This window comes from Pseudomonas sp. NPDC087626 (assembly GCF_044743405.1).
Taxonomy (GTDB): Bacteria; Pseudomonadota; Gammaproteobacteria; order Pseudomonadales; family Pseudomonadaceae; genus Aquipseudomonas.
In genome coordinates this window covers 144,435-159,039 of the sequence record NZ_JBIUWJ010000010.1, presented here as the reverse complement: position 1 = coordinate 159,039, position 14,605 = coordinate 144,435, and the positions used below count along the sequence as shown (strand labels likewise).

Here is a 14,605-nt window from a genome sequence, read left to right as displayed (position 1 = left end):
CGAATCGATCCAGGTTCATCATCTTGAAGGACATCCCTGAGGGCCGCGCAGTCTGCGGCTTCCAGGCCCTCAGAAAGCCCTCTTTGGGGTTTGTATGGCTCAGTTTGGCTACGCAATGACAGCTTTATGTCAGCATTGCATTCCCCTCTCCGGCGTCCTGCCGACCGAACACCACCCCCAATCCCCCTGCTACGCTGGAAACTCCGCGAAGGATTCTCGAACTACTCCCTTCCCTACTGTACAAACCCAACGAAACCAGCTCGCCCTGAAAGCCGCCATCATGGCGCTGTTGAGAAGGTCTTTATATCAAGGCCTTGAGCAACAAATCAGCCAATGGAAATTGGCTTCATGGAACCGTCCTCCCAATGACGCTCCAAAAAGAGGCGGATGTCATCTGCAAGACGTCTTATTGCAATCGCTACGTCCGTCAAGTCCTTGGCCGTGTAGTCTTTGCGCTGAAACTTAAAACCCCCCGGTTCTCGAACAACGATTTTTCTTCGCGTTACAGTCTCACTATCTGGGCCCGACACCCAGACAGAATGCGTGATGCCATTTCTTTCATCCTCCAAGTCTTGTGATCTCTTAAGTAACCCTTTTAACTCGATAAAGCCTGCTGACTTTTCCCCAAGCCTGTGTATGTACATGCTTACAGCCAACGCCTTGATGTTTTTGTAAGAGAGCCCACCCGTAATTATTTGCGAGACGCGTTGCGTATCCTGCATTAGGGCCGCGATTAACGTTTTCACCTGGTCCTCAAGCAGCGCATATGAGACGGTGATATCGCCAATAGCGGTTAGGTGCGGATCGGGAACAGGGTGATACATCATTTTTAAGGGCCCGTATTAAGTGAGGAAAGCTGGAGACTATCGCATATATTTCTACTGGCAAAAATGCCAGCGCATTGCTTGCCCATATCCACCTCCCAGGCATCAGCCTACGCCCCCCCTGTACTACTTTCCCAGATGCTACGCTGAAATCTCCACGGAGGATTCGCGATGCCAAATTCAGACCTGCTCCCTTCCCTGCTGTTCAAGATCAATGAGAACCAGCTCGCCCTCGAGGCGGCAATCATGGAGCTTTCGAATTGGGTAGAGGCTCGAGGCTCGGCAGACGTCGCCGAAAACGTCCGCGGAGCCCTGGACACGATCGACCGCAACGAGGAGTTCATCAAGCTGACGCTTGCTGTGCTCATGACGCCGGAGTGAAGTAGCGACAGCTCGTCGCCATGGCCTAGCTGAAAGTTGGCGCCTCGATTACTGTATATGCAAACAGTATTAGCAAGGCATTCCCGTGGACCCTCTCGAAATCGAAGACACCTCTGACTGGCTTGGCTCGCCCACCGAGCTGGAAACCTGCCGGCAGTACATGCTCATGCTGGAGAACGAAGTCCAGGAGCTGACCCTGCAACTGCGCAAAGCCCGGGAAGATATCTTTGGCTTGGTGCAGATGAACGGCCAGCTATCCAATGAGAAGTCGAAGATCAAAAGCGAGCTCGGCGCCGCCAACACGCAGATCGAGCGCCTTCACACCCAAACTTCGGAGATGGACATTCGAGTCAGGAGCCTCCTGCTCATCAAAGACCAGCGCGACCACTTGCTCCGGCAGATGGGAATCCACAGCGACATCAAGGCAACCGAAGCGCTTCCCTCGAAGTAGCCAGCCAGGCCGCCTCGAGCGCTCGCTTCAACGGAATGGTGGAAGGCTTTTCGATGCGAGCCAGCTTTCGGTACATGCTCACCCCCTGATAGATCGACCAGCGCTTCCATCCAGGCACTCCAAGCACGCCCATGGACTCGCAGAAGATCTCATCGCAGCGCTCACGCGTGATGCTCACCAGCTCGCCGGCGACCACGATCGCCAGGTACTCGCACAGCAGGTCGTGCACAACGGCAGCCTGGCCGTAGCTGCCCCACGGTGGAATCAGGTTCCATAGCAACTGCGGCACGCTGGCCCCGTCGGTGAGATAGCCCGCCGGCACAGTGACCCACTGCTCGCTGTACTTGCTCCCCAGGTAGTAGCGGAACGACGTGATCACCCGCCAGTGATCGGAACCCAGGGCCTTGCTGGCTTGCGCGTCGTAGCGAATGTCCAGAGGGGCGGTGAATGACTCCATTGCCACCTCCCTACGAAAGCGTCCCGCCTGCCAGGCGGAACTGCTTGATCAAGTCCTCGAGGCGGTGCTCGCGCTGGCCATAGCCGGCCCCAGGCAGGCTGGCCCAGATTTTCCGGCACTTCTTGATGGCGGTTTCGATCCGACCGGCATGCACGTCCGGCAGCGCCCGACATTCGCGGACGTGCTGAAGGGCCAGCAGGTCCTGGCTGATCGGGCTGAAGTCCGGCAGCTTGAGCAGCGCCCGGTAATGCGGCCAGTCCTTGAGCATCTGCTGATAGCGGCCGGAGGCGTTCGAGGTCACCCCCTTGCTGTTGATGACCTTGGACTTGCGGCCCTTGGCGAAGGGGTGATCGCTGAAGTCCTTGAACACCTCGGGTTTTCCGTCGATGCCAGTGACGATCACGTCGTAGCCATCCATGGCCGTGGCCGGGGAAGTGCCGGTGCCCTCTGCCCAAGCCAGCATATCGAGGAAGGCGAGCGCGTTGCGGCTCCCCACCCTGCTCTCTGAAAGTCTTGGCATTGCTTTTCTCCAGGCGAAAAAAAGCCCGCAAGTAGCGGGCATTATTAGAAAGCAAAACCGTCAGGCGTTGATGCCGAGCCGAGTAAGGCGCAGCCGGATCATGTCCAGGTTGGCCTGAATCTCTTCCGGGCTATGGTAGGCGGAGAAGATAGCGCCCATGGAGATATCGCACTCGCCCGCGAAACTTGAAGTACCAGAACCGATCCGGTATTTGTTTCCGTTCAGGGCGCGCTGCAGAATGCTGGACCCAGTGAAAGACACACCCGCAGTGTGGTCGGTCAGCACAGTTGGGGATCCAGTTTTCGCGCGCACAGAGCGAATAGCCCAGCTCGTAGGAACAATTCCGTTGCCACTCACGCCAGCCGCGGTTGCAACTCCGGCACCATCATTGCGACTCGCAGAGCCAGTGGCTGAAGTCGGGTTGGCCAGGTAAATGTTAGCGCCCGCCGCCGCCCCGGTGATCCCTGGGGTTACAGAAGTCCCTGTATACCCACCAACCAGAATTGCGCCGTCGGCGTTACCCGTTGGAAGAAGTACGCTTCTGGCAACCACGATGATGGTGATTTCGTCACTGTCACCAACCATTGTTTGAATGAAGTTGCTCAAACCTTTGAAGCGTGCGTGGGATGGATAAGCGACGGGCGAACCGATGATCACCGAGTTAGGCTTACCTGGTGCCTTGTTCAGGTTGAAGTTCGAAACGCTGGTATCAAACTCATGCCAGAGTTCCAGCCCGCGATCAACATTCGGGATTACAAAGCGAGTCGGGGTGATTATTCCGTCAGTAGTGATTGCTGCGCCCATGTGCGGTATTCCTTTATTTGCTCAGATGATGTTTTGGGAGGCAGCTGCGGCGTATGCGCCGACAACCTCATACAGGCGCTGTCTCGTTGACTGGATCGGGTGTATGGCATCGGCCCAATCACTGGTGTAGAAGCCGTCGCCCCCAGGCGAAGCGCTCGAAAAGGTGTAGCCCGCCTCTGGATCTGTCAAAGCCCAAGTCGGAGCCACGATCAGCTTGGGATCGGCGAGGTTGACGGCGGCCTGCTGAATGGCACGGAGCATCGGCAGGTAATGCGAAGCCCACAACGCATCGCGCGTTGCATTGATCGCGGTACCGGGGAACATCCGGACAATCTTGGCGGCCGGCCAGGCCGCGCGGAGCTGCGAATGAATCAGGGTGTCATTGGCGAGGACCGCGTCATAGATCGTCTCGGCGCTGCGATCGCGCACATCGTTGGTACCCACCGAATGGATGACCACATCAGGGGTCTCTAGCCCGAATCGGCTCTGATAGAACGCCGGGTCGAAGACGTAGCCGTTACGCACCACCGAGCCAGAGTCGCCGCCCGTCGCCGCCCGCAGGAATGGGTTGCGCAGCATCTGCTCGGCCTTGGTCATCTCGTTGTAGGCTGCCTCACCGCCAGGAGCGATAACCAGTGCGCGATCCGTGATCGCGTAGGTGAAGTCTCCGGTTTCCCAACCCTCACGACCCTCGCCCAGCTCGCCTGTGGCGGCATTTGGATCGCTGTTACTTGCTGAGCCTTTCAGCGTGCCGATAAATACTGCCGTGATGTTGAGCGCCTGCAGAACCTGCTTGAGCAGGAAACCACCTTGGCGATTGACGATGCTGTCGCCGATCATCAACACCTTCACGGTCTTCGGGGTCGACTGAACCGGCACGTTTTTAACTGCCACGTTCATGAAGTATCGAACCGATGGCAGCGCCTTGTTGCGCAGGTTCAGCACTGCAGTCGCGCCATACTTCCCGGGCGTGAGCTTGATCTCTGTCCCGGTTTCACTGGCCGATGTGGACGTGCCGTTCAAAGTCGCGCTCACGCTGGATGCCAGCTGTCTACTGGGTAGCAGGTTTTTGACGTACAGGGTTTGCTCGAAACCTTCGGCGGTAACCAGTAGCGGGGCAAACATCAACCCGCCAGCAAACGGATCAGCCGCCGCATCGCCCGTTTCAATGGTTCCCGAAAGATCATAGAGCAGACCGCCTTCCGGATTGGTTACGTAGGTCCCCGGCCGAGTTGTATAGCGATGCTCTAACCATCCGAACATTGCTCGTCGAGCATCGGCATACAGAACCGCGCCACCCTCATTATTTCGAAGTACAGTTCGACCATCCATGCTCGATACCGTCATGGCCGGCAAAACAAGGCTCTTGTTAGTGACACGCGCCACAACACCTCTCTCCTTGTTGGCGATCACTAGCGCCGTGACCTCTGGCTCGGACGATGGCGTGTAGCCTTTGATTCGACCAGTCGCGTTCGCCAGAGCAGTAGCATTGGGATAGGTGTCTAGCTGAAATGGCACCCCGGCATCATTGCGATACAGGGTGATGTACTCTTCTGCCGCAGATGACTTGACGCTGAACATTCCACCCGCGACCGTACCGGCCATGCCAAGGGCAACTGAGGTATAGATCAGCGCCCCGTTCATCTGTGTTGCCAAATCGGCCAGCACCTTGGCATTCGTGGGGCGCATAACACCGCCCCCGACATCCACCATCTTTGGCTCCTCCGATAGGAACAGCTCATTGGTTGTGCCAACGAGTCGGTCCAGGTCCTGCAGGGTCTGTGCGCCGCTCATTAAATCGTCCTCAACAAAAAGCCCGCGCTTGGCGGGCTTGGAAACGGTGCCGACACATCAAGCCGGCGGAAATTGGTCGTCGTAGGTGTAAACACGAGCGTCATAGGGCATGCCCCGCATGGATGCGTTGCCGTTGGCAGGATCAGAACTGGTCACCAGGACCGGGTAGGCCCATCGCGCAGCAGGCCCGAACAGGATGTGTGGGGGCTCCAGTGGCGGAACGACTACTGGCGTGAAATCCAGCGCGTCTACTCTGGCCGTGTATGCATCAACTTGCGTGGCGATCCAAGGCCCTGACAACGTGCCGTCGAGGCGTCGCACGCCAATCCGATGCTCCCCCCCTGCACTCCAGTCGAGCGGCTCGGATGAGCTAAGAAGCGTTCCTGCTCCGGTAACAGTGAAGTCCAGCAGAATGGCGCTCTGGCATCGCTTCGGCGCGTCATCGGCCACCGCCGCGAAGCTGAGATAGCCGCTGTTACTGCCGTCCATCTCGGTTTCCCAGCTGTACACGTCAATGCGGAATTTCTGGTGTCCACGCCGACGCATACCGAGGCGCCAGGCCCTGAACTCTTCGCTCACACCTGGCAGCTTGAGTTTCTCGACCTTGGTGCCTAGATCCCCTGGCCACCGGCACTGAACCGTTTCCCATGCCCAGGTCTTGGTCGAGAAGTACTCAACGTCGACACCATCGAAGTCGTTGATCGACGGCATGGCGCCGCTGATCTTGAGCATCTTGGTCATGTTCTGCGGCGAGTAGGTCTGCGTCTTCGGCCCGTAACTCACATCGAAGGCCGCGCGCGCAGAGTCACGCACCGGCCGGAGCAGCCCGCGAAACGTCACCAGCTCGCCGAATCCGCAGGCCAGGGCGTTGTTGACCATGTCCCTGACCGTAATGGTCGCGTCGAGCGTATCGTCGTAGGTGTCGCCACGGGCAACGCAGGTGTTATGGAACGCCTGCCACTCGGGCAGATCCAGATCCTCATCCGTGTAGCCGCGCGCCTTCAACTGGTAGATGCACCAGGGCACGATGTCGCGGGTTGGCCCGGTACCGCCCTCCATGAGAGGGAGAATTCGTGTGGCCTCCCCGCTCACCTGGCTTTCCGATTGCGCGGAAAGCCGATCACCACCACGGATACTGCAGGTCATCACCGTAAGGCCTGGGTAGCTTGTGGGCGAGTTCTGCATGCGGCCACGCAAGTCGGTCCAGGTGGCGTCGTCGCGCGCCTCGTCATTAATCCGGCCTGCACGATCCTTGTACAGCTTGCGAACCCTTGCCTCAGCTCGCATCGGATAAGGAAGCGACACCCGTGTGGTGAAACCTTGCGCGTCAAGGGATCCGCCCCAGTTCATTTGCTCGAGCACGGTCCACGCCCCGGCCACGTCCATGTCGCGGTACTCGAAGGCGTAGTAGGTCGGGATCTCATAAATCTGCCCTTCGCGGCCAATGCCGCATAGGCCGTTGGCGTAGGTAACAGACCACTCCAGTTCGATCACCTTCTCGTTTTCTGGGCAGCAGGCCACTGGCCCGCGGTAGCCGCCTTGCAGGTTCGAGGCGTCCAGCGTAATCAGGCCGTTGACGGTCTGCATGGTGTTGAAGCCAGGCCAGCTTGAGTCGGTTGCTCCGGATGACGTCAGGCGCTCGACCTCCAGCAAGTTCGTGCTGTAGGCGGTGATCCTGTAGCGCAGACCTCGAGGGCCGATGGTGGCCAGACCCTGCCCCAGCGCAAGGCCAACGACCGGCGAGCCGCCGTCGTAGTTCAGGGTCATCTCGGTCGGCTGCTCTGGCGTACCGCTGGTTGTTGCGGTACCGGTCACGCCCACCGGGGAGGCCCCAAGGATCGTGGAAGCTCCCGTAGCCGTGATGGCCTGCCCGGCGAATGGGGTCAGCTCGACGAAGCGAACTCGCCCGCTGCTCTGCTGCGCCTGGATTGGCGACCCGCTGAGCTGGGCATTCAGCGCAGTGACCAGTCCGGCCAGGTCGGTGGTCGCCGTGTTCAGCGTTACCGGATAGGTCGAGCCGGCGCGCCCCAGGCTGAAGCTGAGCGGGGTGACGTTGAAGTCGTAACGGCTCGGCGCTGCTGAGCCGGTGAGGGTCGACGCCGTGCCTGGGTCAGCAGGTACGGCCGGGCTGTATGGCGTGTAGCTGTGGACGACGTACAGTCCGGCGTTTGAACCAGCAACCTCGATCAGCATGCCCGCCGTCGGGTTCAACATTTCCAGCGGGCCACGGATGATGTCGCGCCCGGCACCGCCGTCGATCACGGTGTAGGTGTACGGGGCAAGCACGCGGATGATGATGCCGTTCGACCAGTCAGCCGGGAACTGGCCTGAACCTGCTGGCACGCTGATCGTATCGTTTATGAACTGGTAGGCTGACGCAGTCGCCGACCTGGCCAAATCGGTGGCCATGGTCAACTCCAGGCCGGCCGACCCGCTGGAGCTTGCTCCAACTTCAGGTGCATTGAACCAGTTGATGTGCGCTGGATCTGCCGACAGGTCTGCACCTGGTGGGTAAATGGTGAAGACCGCGTCTGACCCCAATGAAATCAGCGGCGTCTCGCCAACCTTTACCTTCGAAAGCGGGATGTCGTACTCGCCTTCGCCGATGTAGAGCAGCATTTCCACGCGCTGGTCCCGCGGCGCGACATACGCACGGCGGGGTTGCGCAAGGTACGAGCCGTAGGTGCGCTGGTGGCCCGCGATCTGCCGCACCGGCTCGCCCAGTTTGACCTTGTTGCCCTTGGCACTGGCCTCGGCGATCGGGTCGCCCTGCTGGGTACCGGCATTGGACGGCATGCCCGGCATCTTCGGCATCAATGACTTCAGCGCCGCCTTGGCGCCCTTGAATAGTGCGAATGTGATGGAAAACGGGTCGGTGCCCTTCGGCTCCCGGTAAATCTGCAGCAGGTCTGATGGCTTGAATGGGACCTTGTGCCATAGCCGCTGCTCGATCACTTCGTCGTTGAGCACAATGCTGATTGGCGGGCTTTCCCGACGCTCATAAGACGACGACTGTTCCTTCAGCCACTGCTCGATGGCCATCCGGCGATCGGTCTTCCAGGTGCCCAAAGGCGCAGTTTCAGACAGCTTGTTGGGATAGAACTCGATCACGGTAGTACACCACCCTTGGGTAAGAGGCTTCGAATTCGCCGGTAGTCCGGAGGCAGGCGCCACCGGGGTTTGTGTCGATGACCTTGAGGCGCCCCTCGATATGGAGGACGGTCCCAACGTGAAGCAGGGCCTCGCCGCGCAAGACCGCAGCTATCGCCCCAGGCTCAGGCGGGCACTCCTCCATCGAGACTCGAAGCGAGCGATATGCCTTGGTGTTCTCGCGGATCTTGTCCTTGCCCACCGAGCCAAGGCTTGGCAGCCAGGGCAGCCCAAACAGGTCATGCCGAATGACTCGGCATAGCCCCCAGCAATCGAAGGCAATAGGACCCCTTGCACCCTCGCGATACGGGGCGCGCATGAATTTCTCGATCATGGTTAGGTGTACTTCAGGCCAGGGGCCAAGGTGGTGGTCAGAATGGTGCGAAGACCGTTTGTGTTGAGCAGGTCGTAGAAGCCGGCGGTGAGCTTGGCGATGTCATCCTCGTAATCGCGGCTGAGCAGTGTCATTCGGTAGCGCTCACTGGGGAACGACAGGTCTTCTGCCAGGTACCGGCGGAAGGTGATGATGAAGCGCCGCCCGGCAGCCTTCGCTGTCTCCACCACCTCCTGGACCTCTCCCGTCACGTTGTCCATGCCGAGAACCAGGTTCTGGAAGCCGCTGTTGTCGTTCTTGGGTAGCGCCAAGTCCATGGCCATCGCAATGAAGGTCAGGGTTCGGCCGTCCTCGGTGGTGCACACCCTGTCTTCAAAGCCGGAGCAGTAGAGATGGGAGACGGAGCCTCCCTCCTCCCGCCCCTCAATGGTGTCGACCAGCTCCCCAAGGCCCGATGCGTAGCACTGTTCAATTAGATTCATCCGAAGTACCTCGTGTACCACTTCTCCAGCGATCCCTGCAGGCCGGCATTGAACTGATCAAGCGGCATGCCCAGCGCTGCCCCGAGGTACTGATCCTCGGTGTAGACCGGACGCTCCTTGAGTTGAAGAACCGCCGAGTATCGCCAGCGGGTTATCTGGGTCAGGTCTGGCCCCTGGTAGATGCCCTTGAAGTGCGCCTGGTAGGTCTTGAGACCCAGCGGCGTCTGCAGCTGCATCTCGAACCACTCGAAGCCGTTCTTGATCGCCCACACGTACCAGCCTTCGAACAACGCCGCTTCTTCTTGGCCGAAGTTGAAGTTGACCTTCACCTCAGTTGGAACATACGTGTGCCGAATCCGGTAGCGGGGCCGCCCGGTGACCATCGTAGTGGCCCGCATCGGATCGACCGTATTCAGGCCGTATCCCTCCTGCAGAGGAAGCGGCAATTCTGCCGGGTACTGAATCATTGCCATTCCTCATCAGTGGCATGGTTTGGCTCCCATTGCCTAGATAGCAATGTGACACCCATCTGACCTATGCTCGAACGCCTCCGCTTCCCCGGCGTGAGGGCCGAGCAAGGGAGGCGGGGTATCAAAGGTAAATTAGGAGAAAAACATGATTGGACGACACAACATTGCCAGGGATGAACTGAAGAAATTCAAATCATTGCTGAACGAGTACGGGAACACCCCGGTAACTGATGAACGCAGCAAAATGCTTCTGCATGATGCGCTGATCCGCCTGGGCTCTGCTCTGGACATCATCCTTATGGATGTCCAAAACCTGAACGAGGAGAGCCCGGCAAACCACAAACCTGAGTGACAGGATGGCCTGGCGCTAACCTACTACCTGGCGCCGGGCCTTAAGGGACACATCGTCACGCACGTCATGGCCTGACTGCGCCGACTTCCTAGCGCGAATCAGAACCATGCCTTCGCTGGGAACCTTGATCTCGTCCTCGTACGTGTCGAGCGAGTCCAATGCCCAGGCGCCCTTGAATGCTGAGGACCATTCGCCGCCATCGCGCTTAACCTGAACCTCCACCTCTGATGTCGCGGAGAGAATCTCTCCGTCGCGAGTGATGGTCGCCAGTCCGCACTGGAAGCACACCCCCAGGTCGAACTCAGCCAAATCGACCAGCTCACCGCCGGTGATCTCGACCCAGTCATCGGACAAGAGGAATGACATCGCCCGGCCAGTCGGGAATTTGGTTGCTGCAACTGCTTGCTGTTCCATGTGTTTCTCCTCATTTGTCTATTAGCCGCCGGAGCGACGAGCCCCGTAGGCGCCTTCATAGGAGTCAACAACGTCGCCGTAGCCAGAGGCGAACTGCCCAGCAACCTCTTGTACGGCCCGGTCGGTTGCCTCCCGAATGACGAGCTCAAGGTCTCCGTTAGGCATACGACGCTTCTCCACCTGTGCACTGGAGTAGTTGTGGATGTTGATGTTCTGCTGAATGCCGGACGCCCCGGACGGTCCAGCTTGCGTAGAGACAACCGCACCAGCCCCGCCAGCCACCGACACCCGCTCGTTCGAGTTGATCGCTTCTAGCAGCGAACGGTTGCGCTTGGTGGCCTGGGCGTTAACCACGAACTCACCGTCGCTCAGCCGAGCCGTGATGCTGTCAGAGGTGCCAGTACCAGCGCCGGACACGTAACCCCCAGTGGCGAAACCAGGGACAACTGCGAGACCGGCAGCCAGCGCTGTGGTGGAAGTCAAAGCAGTAGCAGCGGGGACGGCGTTGGTGCCGAGCGTGGCAAGAGAAGCCATCGCGGCAGCAGGCGCCCAGGCGGAAGCGGTTGTCCCAGCCAGGGCAATGTTGGTCGCTGCTGCCGAAGCTCCGAGTGTCGCGTTCAGCGCGGCGTTCATCGCCATCTGCACGCCCATCCGGATAAATCCGGTGATCACCTGGTCGAGCACGTCAGCGCCGATATCCCCAAGCGTCTTGAGCGACAAGCTGCCGCTCTTGATCGCGCTGGTGATGTCATTCGCTATGGTGTTGAACGAACTGGAGAAGATCGACTGCGTCTGTCCGGCAATGTCGCGCGCCTCGTTGCCGAAGTTTTGGACTGCCGCTGTCCACCCGTTGATAGGGTTGAGCATGGCTTGGTCCATCTGCGCCCAGCCGGCCTGCATAGCAGCGAGCCTGGCCGGGTTGGTCTCTTCTAGGATCTTTATCTGCTCTTGGATGGCGGCACGTTGTGATGCGTTCTCGGCCAGCCTGAGATTGTCCTGCAGGGCGATGATCTCATCGTTCATCTGCCGCTCTAGGTCAACCCGCTGACGGTACCGGTCGGCCTGAAGATCACCCATGCCAATAGAATTGGCTTCGACCCGGTAGCCTTCCTCCTCAATAGCGAGGCGTCTGTTCACTTGGGCCCGGTACTGCTCGGCCTGGGTGAGGCCCTGTGCGCCCTTGATGGCGGCGGCGTAGTTCAGCGAGGCCTGGGCCATGGCCTTGCCGTATTCCTCCTGGCTGATTTTCCCCTTACTCAATGCCAGGTCGAGCTGGGTTTGCTCCTTGGTCAGCGCGCGGGCGGCCTGGGCCGCTGGGTCGTACTGGCCGTACAGTCGGGAGAAGGTATTTTGAGCCTCGGCGATGCCGCTGCTGTTCTCGCGGGCGGCCTTTGGTCTGTCTTTCTTCGCTTCCCGCTCCTTGATGTCGGCGATTTCTTTTTCGATGTTCTTGCGCGACTGGGCATACTTCGCTTCCTCGGCGGCAGTGAATACGCCGGCAGCCACGGCCTTTGCTCGAGCCTTGTCCAAGTCGGTGAGCTCATTGTTCAGGCGCTGCGTCTGTGTAAGGGCGCTCTTGTAGCTGGAATCCAGGTCTTGCAGGCCTTTCCGGCCCTCCTCCTGAATCCTCCGACGATTCTCCTCCTCCTCGATGGTCTTCTGGTTGACGCTGAGTATCTCTTTGCGCTTGCTCAGTTCCTGCTCAATCTCTGCGATGCGCGATTTGGTCGTGTCGTCTTCGTAGCCGGTATTGAGCAGACTGCTTCGATATGCAAGCTCTTGCTGCAGTCGGGTAATTGCAGACTGCTCACTTTCTGCACTCCGGCGACCTATGCTCGCAAATGCGTCAAAAACCTCGTTCGTGGCGTCCTTAATGTTGAGCCATCCGCGCTCGATAGTGCCGAGGTTCTCGCGAATCTTGGACGTTCTCTGCCCCATGGCTTCGGCGTAGGTGCGCTCGGCCAGATCGGCTGCAGCGACCGCGTTGCCTTGATCGGCGAGGGCCTTGATCTGGGCGTAAACCGATGCGGTCAGGAACCGATATTTTTCATCCAGATCAAGGATGCCCGCAACTGGATCCTTGCCCAGCCTGATGAACTCGGAAACGGTATCCTCAATGGCCTTTCCGGTGACCCTCTGCATCTCCACAGCAGTCGTGGTGATCAACTTCAGGTTGCCGCTGGTGTTCACCCCCGCAGAGGTGAGCTGCGCCAGGGCTCCGGCGGCCTGGCCAAATGTCCCGGTTACTTGGTCAGCGGATTCAGCCAGGGCGATGAGCTGCGCCTCTGATGCCTTTGAGAAATTTCCGGTGAGGATGAGGCTGTTGCGCAGCGCATCCGACTGCTCTGAGCCCTTGTAGTACGCCAAGGCCAGTGCGCCGGCGGCCGCCGCGGCAACAGTGAATGGGTTGACAAGGCCAAGGATGTATCCACCCAGCGCCTGCGCCGCCGGCCCGATCCCGCCGAACATGTCTTTCAGTTGGCCGCCCTGCTGGAGCGCAACCATGGTGATCGGCTGTCCAGCTGCGATGGACGTGAAGATATCAGTGACCTGAGCAGGAACTCCACGAAGCGCGGCCTGATAGGCTCTTGCCGACATGCCAGCCTTGTTCATGGCGGTGGAGGATTCACCGAGCGAATCGCGCATGGTATTGATGCGCTGGGTGTATTCGACGAAGGTGTCGCTCTCTACGATGCCGGCCTTTTTGAACTTGGCCAGTCGTTCCTGCATGTCGTCCAGACGCCCCAGGGCTGCTGTGGTCGGATTGATCTGACCTAACAGCTGGGTGAGGGCTTTACGCTGATCCTCAAGGCTTCCAGAGACGCCATCCGCCGAAGCTGATGCCGCTTCGCCAGTCCGTGTCATCCCCTCAAGCGAACCAGTCAGGTCATCTGCGTTGCGCTTGGCCCCGCGCGAGTCGATCGTTACCGCAAGGCGGGATTCCTGCGTCATACCTTTCTCCGGGCGTAAAAAAACCCGCCGGAGCGGGTTCTGTTATTTCATTGGCTCAATTAGGTTCCTGTAACACTCTGCGTAGGCTGCGTTTCGGAAGTCCAAAATGACCTTCTTCTTTCCTGCAGCGCTTACAGCTACAGGCGCTGTGTAGGCCTTCACGACCATCGCGTCCGAGAATTTACTTTGGTCCCCGACTGATGACATGGCGTCCTCGAGAAGATCACCATCCTGACGGGCCTCCATGGCCTTTCCAGCCATGGCAGAAATTTTCTTGCATGTGTCCTCGCCGCTTGCGGCGAAAACTTGCCCAGACATGCATGCAAGGGCGGCGATCATTAGCAGTCGATTCATGGCTTCCTCCGTAAAGATTGCCGGAATCTAACACAACGTTGCCAGCTTCAGCGCTTCCGCCTCGGGCTCTTGCGCTCGGCATCTTCCTGGGCTTTCTCGTTCTCCTCATCCCAGTTTTTTCGAAACTGGTCGTCCAGGGCGAAAACAGCGGTGTCAAACTCTTCGCGGCATATCGCCGAGGGGTATCGGTCGAGGTACTCAGTGATGGACGATGGCGCGATAGGCGCCGGCGCGCCGACCATGCCGACGTACTGCCGCGATCGGCTGATGTGGGCATATGCCTCAAGTATCTCAGCGACGACACCGTCTATTTCCGGTTGCTCCTGAGTCTTGAGCCCGAGGCGCTCATGCTTCCAGCGCTTCTTCTCGTTCTGCGGCCCGGCCCACTCCCTACCCCAGAGATATGCCGCTACTGCTTTTCCGCAGTGGCCGCGGCCTGCTCCTCGACTCGTCGAGCGATGTCGGTGCCGGTGCGCAGAGCCAGGAAATAGACGCTGCTCATCTGCTTGATCAGCTGCGCGCACAGCTCAGGGCTGTACGGGGCAGGCTCTCCAGGCCGCTCCTCGATATCCACGCCTTTCCAGTCCTTGATCAGGTGCTTGGCGGCGAGCTCGATGAAGAGGTCGTCGTCGGTCTCCAGCTCGACATCAGGGATGGTGCTCAGGCTGAACTCTGCAGTGCCGATGCCGGCCTGTTGATTGATCAGGGCCAGGTGGCGGTTGATCAGCGCCTGGTGAGACTTGTAAATCGGGTTGGCGATCGAGCCAACCAGGATCTCGGCGCCCGGAGCGAATTCAACCCAGCGCTGGCCGCTGATATCCAGCTCAGGCTTCTTTGCAATGGTGATGCCCATGGTATTCCTCTGC

Annotated in this window: 16 protein-coding genes; 3 read left to right on the top strand and 13 right to left on the bottom strand. The window is 59.3% G+C overall.

Features of this window, described 5'->3' with window-relative positions; translation table 11 throughout:
- Positions 1 to 326 precede the first annotated feature (326 nt).
- The gene (locus ACIOVD_RS11210; protein ID WP_401127685.1) at positions 327 to 827 is read right to left on the bottom strand and encodes a hypothetical protein; all 501 of its coding nucleotides are present in this window, start codon (positions 825 to 827) and stop codon (positions 327 to 329) included.
- A 168-nt stretch (positions 828 to 995) separates the two neighbouring features.
- Here ACIOVD_RS11210 and ACIOVD_RS11205 point away from each other — a divergent pair, with 168 nt between their 5' ends.
- Entirely contained in the window at positions 996 to 1,205 is a 210-nt protein-coding gene (locus ACIOVD_RS11205) for a hypothetical protein (protein WP_027618194.1), read from the top strand.
- 85 nt (positions 1,206 to 1,290) lie between these two features.
- Positions 1,291 to 1,656, top strand: a complete 366-nt coding sequence (locus ACIOVD_RS11200; RefSeq protein ID WP_401127683.1) for a hypothetical protein — start codon at positions 1,291 to 1,293, stop codon at positions 1,654 to 1,656.
- Here ACIOVD_RS11200 and ACIOVD_RS11195 read toward each other — a convergent pair.
- Genes ACIOVD_RS11195 through ACIOVD_RS11160 form a run of 8 tightly spaced genes read right to left on the bottom strand, consistent with a single transcriptional unit; the run spans position 1,625 to position 9,664 of the window.
- Positions 1,625 to 2,113 carry a DUF1353 domain-containing protein gene (locus ACIOVD_RS11195; RefSeq protein ID WP_401127681.1) on the bottom strand — a complete coding sequence of 163 codons (489 nt, stop codon included), beginning with the start codon at positions 2,111 to 2,113 and terminating at the stop codon, positions 1,625 to 1,627. The genes ACIOVD_RS11200 and ACIOVD_RS11195 overlap by 32 nt on opposite strands.
- Positions 2,114 to 2,123: 10 nt before the next feature.
- Entirely contained in the window at positions 2,124 to 2,633 is a 510-nt protein-coding gene (locus ACIOVD_RS11190) for a glycoside hydrolase family 104 protein (protein ID WP_401127679.1), read from the bottom strand.
- Positions 2,634 to 2,693: 60 nt separating this feature from the next.
- Entirely contained in the window at positions 2,694 to 3,437 is a 744-nt protein-coding gene (locus tag ACIOVD_RS11185) for a hypothetical protein (protein ID WP_401127678.1), read from the bottom strand.
- 21 nt (positions 3,438 to 3,458) lie between these two features.
- Positions 3,459 to 5,231 (bottom strand): SGNH/GDSL hydrolase family protein, encoded by a 1,773-nt coding sequence (locus ACIOVD_RS11180; protein ID WP_401127676.1) that lies wholly within the window; start codon positions 5,229 to 5,231, stop codon positions 3,459 to 3,461.
- 57 nt (positions 5,232 to 5,288) lie between these two features.
- On the bottom strand, positions 5,289 to 8,342 hold the full coding sequence (locus ACIOVD_RS11175; RefSeq protein ID WP_401127674.1) for a host specificity factor TipJ family phage tail protein: 3,054 nt from the start codon (positions 8,340 to 8,342) through the stop codon (positions 5,289 to 5,291).
- Complete coding sequence (locus ACIOVD_RS11170) at positions 8,311 to 8,715, bottom strand: hypothetical protein (protein WP_401127672.1); 405 nt, start codon at positions 8,713 to 8,715, stop codon at positions 8,311 to 8,313. The genes ACIOVD_RS11175 and ACIOVD_RS11170 overlap by 32 nt, the downstream gene beginning before the upstream one ends.
- Before the next feature lie 2 nt (positions 8,716 to 8,717).
- The gene (locus tag ACIOVD_RS11165) at positions 8,718 to 9,197 is read right to left on the bottom strand and encodes a DUF1833 family protein (RefSeq protein WP_401127670.1); all 480 of its coding nucleotides are present in this window, start codon (positions 9,195 to 9,197) and stop codon (positions 8,718 to 8,720) included.
- Positions 9,194 to 9,664, bottom strand: a complete 471-nt coding sequence (locus ACIOVD_RS11160) for a transposase (RefSeq protein ID WP_401127668.1) — start codon at positions 9,662 to 9,664, stop codon at positions 9,194 to 9,196. Before ACIOVD_RS11160 ends, ACIOVD_RS11165 begins: the two co-directional genes overlap by 4 nt.
- A gap of 148 nt (positions 9,665 to 9,812) precedes the next feature.
- Between ACIOVD_RS11160 and ACIOVD_RS11155 the strand changes: the two genes are divergently transcribed.
- Positions 9,813 to 10,019 carry a hypothetical protein gene (locus ACIOVD_RS11155; protein ID WP_401127666.1) on the top strand — a complete coding sequence of 69 codons (207 nt, stop codon included), beginning with the start codon at positions 9,813 to 9,815 and terminating at the stop codon, positions 10,017 to 10,019.
- A gap of 15 nt (positions 10,020 to 10,034) precedes the next feature.
- On the opposite strand, the gene ACIOVD_RS11150 is transcribed toward ACIOVD_RS11155, so the two are convergent.
- The 4 genes from ACIOVD_RS11150 to ACIOVD_RS11135 all read right to left on the bottom strand — a co-directional run bounded on the left by ACIOVD_RS11150 (position 10,035) and on the right by ACIOVD_RS11135 (position 14,592).
- Positions 10,035 to 10,433, bottom strand: a complete 399-nt coding sequence (locus ACIOVD_RS11150) for a hypothetical protein (protein WP_401127664.1) — start codon at positions 10,431 to 10,433, stop codon at positions 10,035 to 10,037.
- Between the two features lie 21 nt (positions 10,434 to 10,454).
- Complete coding sequence (locus ACIOVD_RS11145; protein ID WP_401127662.1) at positions 10,455 to 13,385, bottom strand: phage tail length tape measure family protein; 2,931 nt, start codon at positions 13,383 to 13,385, stop codon at positions 10,455 to 10,457.
- A gap of 42 nt (positions 13,386 to 13,427) precedes the next feature.
- The gene (locus tag ACIOVD_RS11140; protein ID WP_401127660.1) at positions 13,428 to 13,739 is read right to left on the bottom strand and encodes a hypothetical protein; all 312 of its coding nucleotides are present in this window, start codon (positions 13,737 to 13,739) and stop codon (positions 13,428 to 13,430) included.
- 409 nt (positions 13,740 to 14,148) lie between these two features.
- Complete coding sequence (locus ACIOVD_RS11135) at positions 14,149 to 14,592, bottom strand: hypothetical protein (protein ID WP_401127658.1); 444 nt, start codon at positions 14,590 to 14,592, stop codon at positions 14,149 to 14,151.
- Positions 14,593 to 14,605: the final 13 nt, after the last annotated feature.

Coding starts and splice junctions, on each gene's coding strand:
- ACIOVD_RS11210 (WP_401127685.1), bottom strand. CDS start 827: ATGATGTATCACCCTGTTCCCGATCCGCACCTAACCGCTATTGGCGAT.
- ACIOVD_RS11205 (WP_027618194.1), top strand. CDS start 996: ATGCCAAATTCAGACCTGCTCCCTTCCCTGCTGTTCAAGATCAATGAG.
- ACIOVD_RS11195 (WP_401127681.1), bottom strand. CDS start 2,113: ATGGAGTCATTCACCGCCCCTCTGGACATTCGCTACGACGCGCAAGCC.
- ACIOVD_RS11190 (WP_401127679.1), bottom strand. CDS start 2,633: ATGCCAAGACTTTCAGAGAGCAGGGTGGGGAGCCGCAACGCGCTCGCC.
- ACIOVD_RS11185 (WP_401127678.1), bottom strand. CDS start 3,437: ATGGGCGCAGCAATCACTACTGACGGAATAATCACCCCGACTCGCTTT.
- ACIOVD_RS11180 (WP_401127676.1), bottom strand. CDS start 5,231: ATGAGCGGCGCACAGACCCTGCAGGACCTGGACCGACTCGTTGGCACA.
- ACIOVD_RS11170 (WP_401127672.1), bottom strand. CDS start 8,715: ATGATCGAGAAATTCATGCGCGCCCCGTATCGCGAGGGTGCAAGGGGT.
- ACIOVD_RS11165 (WP_401127670.1), bottom strand. CDS start 9,197: ATGAATCTAATTGAACAGTGCTACGCATCGGGCCTTGGGGAGCTGGTC.
- ACIOVD_RS11160 (WP_401127668.1), bottom strand. CDS start 9,664: ATGATTCAGTACCCGGCAGAATTGCCGCTTCCTCTGCAGGAGGGATAC.
- ACIOVD_RS11155 (WP_401127666.1), top strand. CDS start 9,813: ATGATTGGACGACACAACATTGCCAGGGATGAACTGAAGAAATTCAAA.
- ACIOVD_RS11150 (WP_401127664.1), bottom strand. CDS start 10,433: ATGGAACAGCAAGCAGTTGCAGCAACCAAATTCCCGACTGGCCGGGCG.
- ACIOVD_RS11145 (WP_401127662.1), bottom strand. CDS start 13,385: ATGACGCAGGAATCCCGCCTTGCGGTAACGATCGACTCGCGCGGGGCC.
- ACIOVD_RS11140 (WP_401127660.1), bottom strand. CDS start 13,739: ATGAATCGACTGCTAATGATCGCCGCCCTTGCATGCATGTCTGGGCAA.
- ACIOVD_RS11135 (WP_401127658.1), bottom strand. CDS start 14,592: ATGGGCATCACCATTGCAAAGAAGCCTGAGCTGGATATCAGCGGCCAG.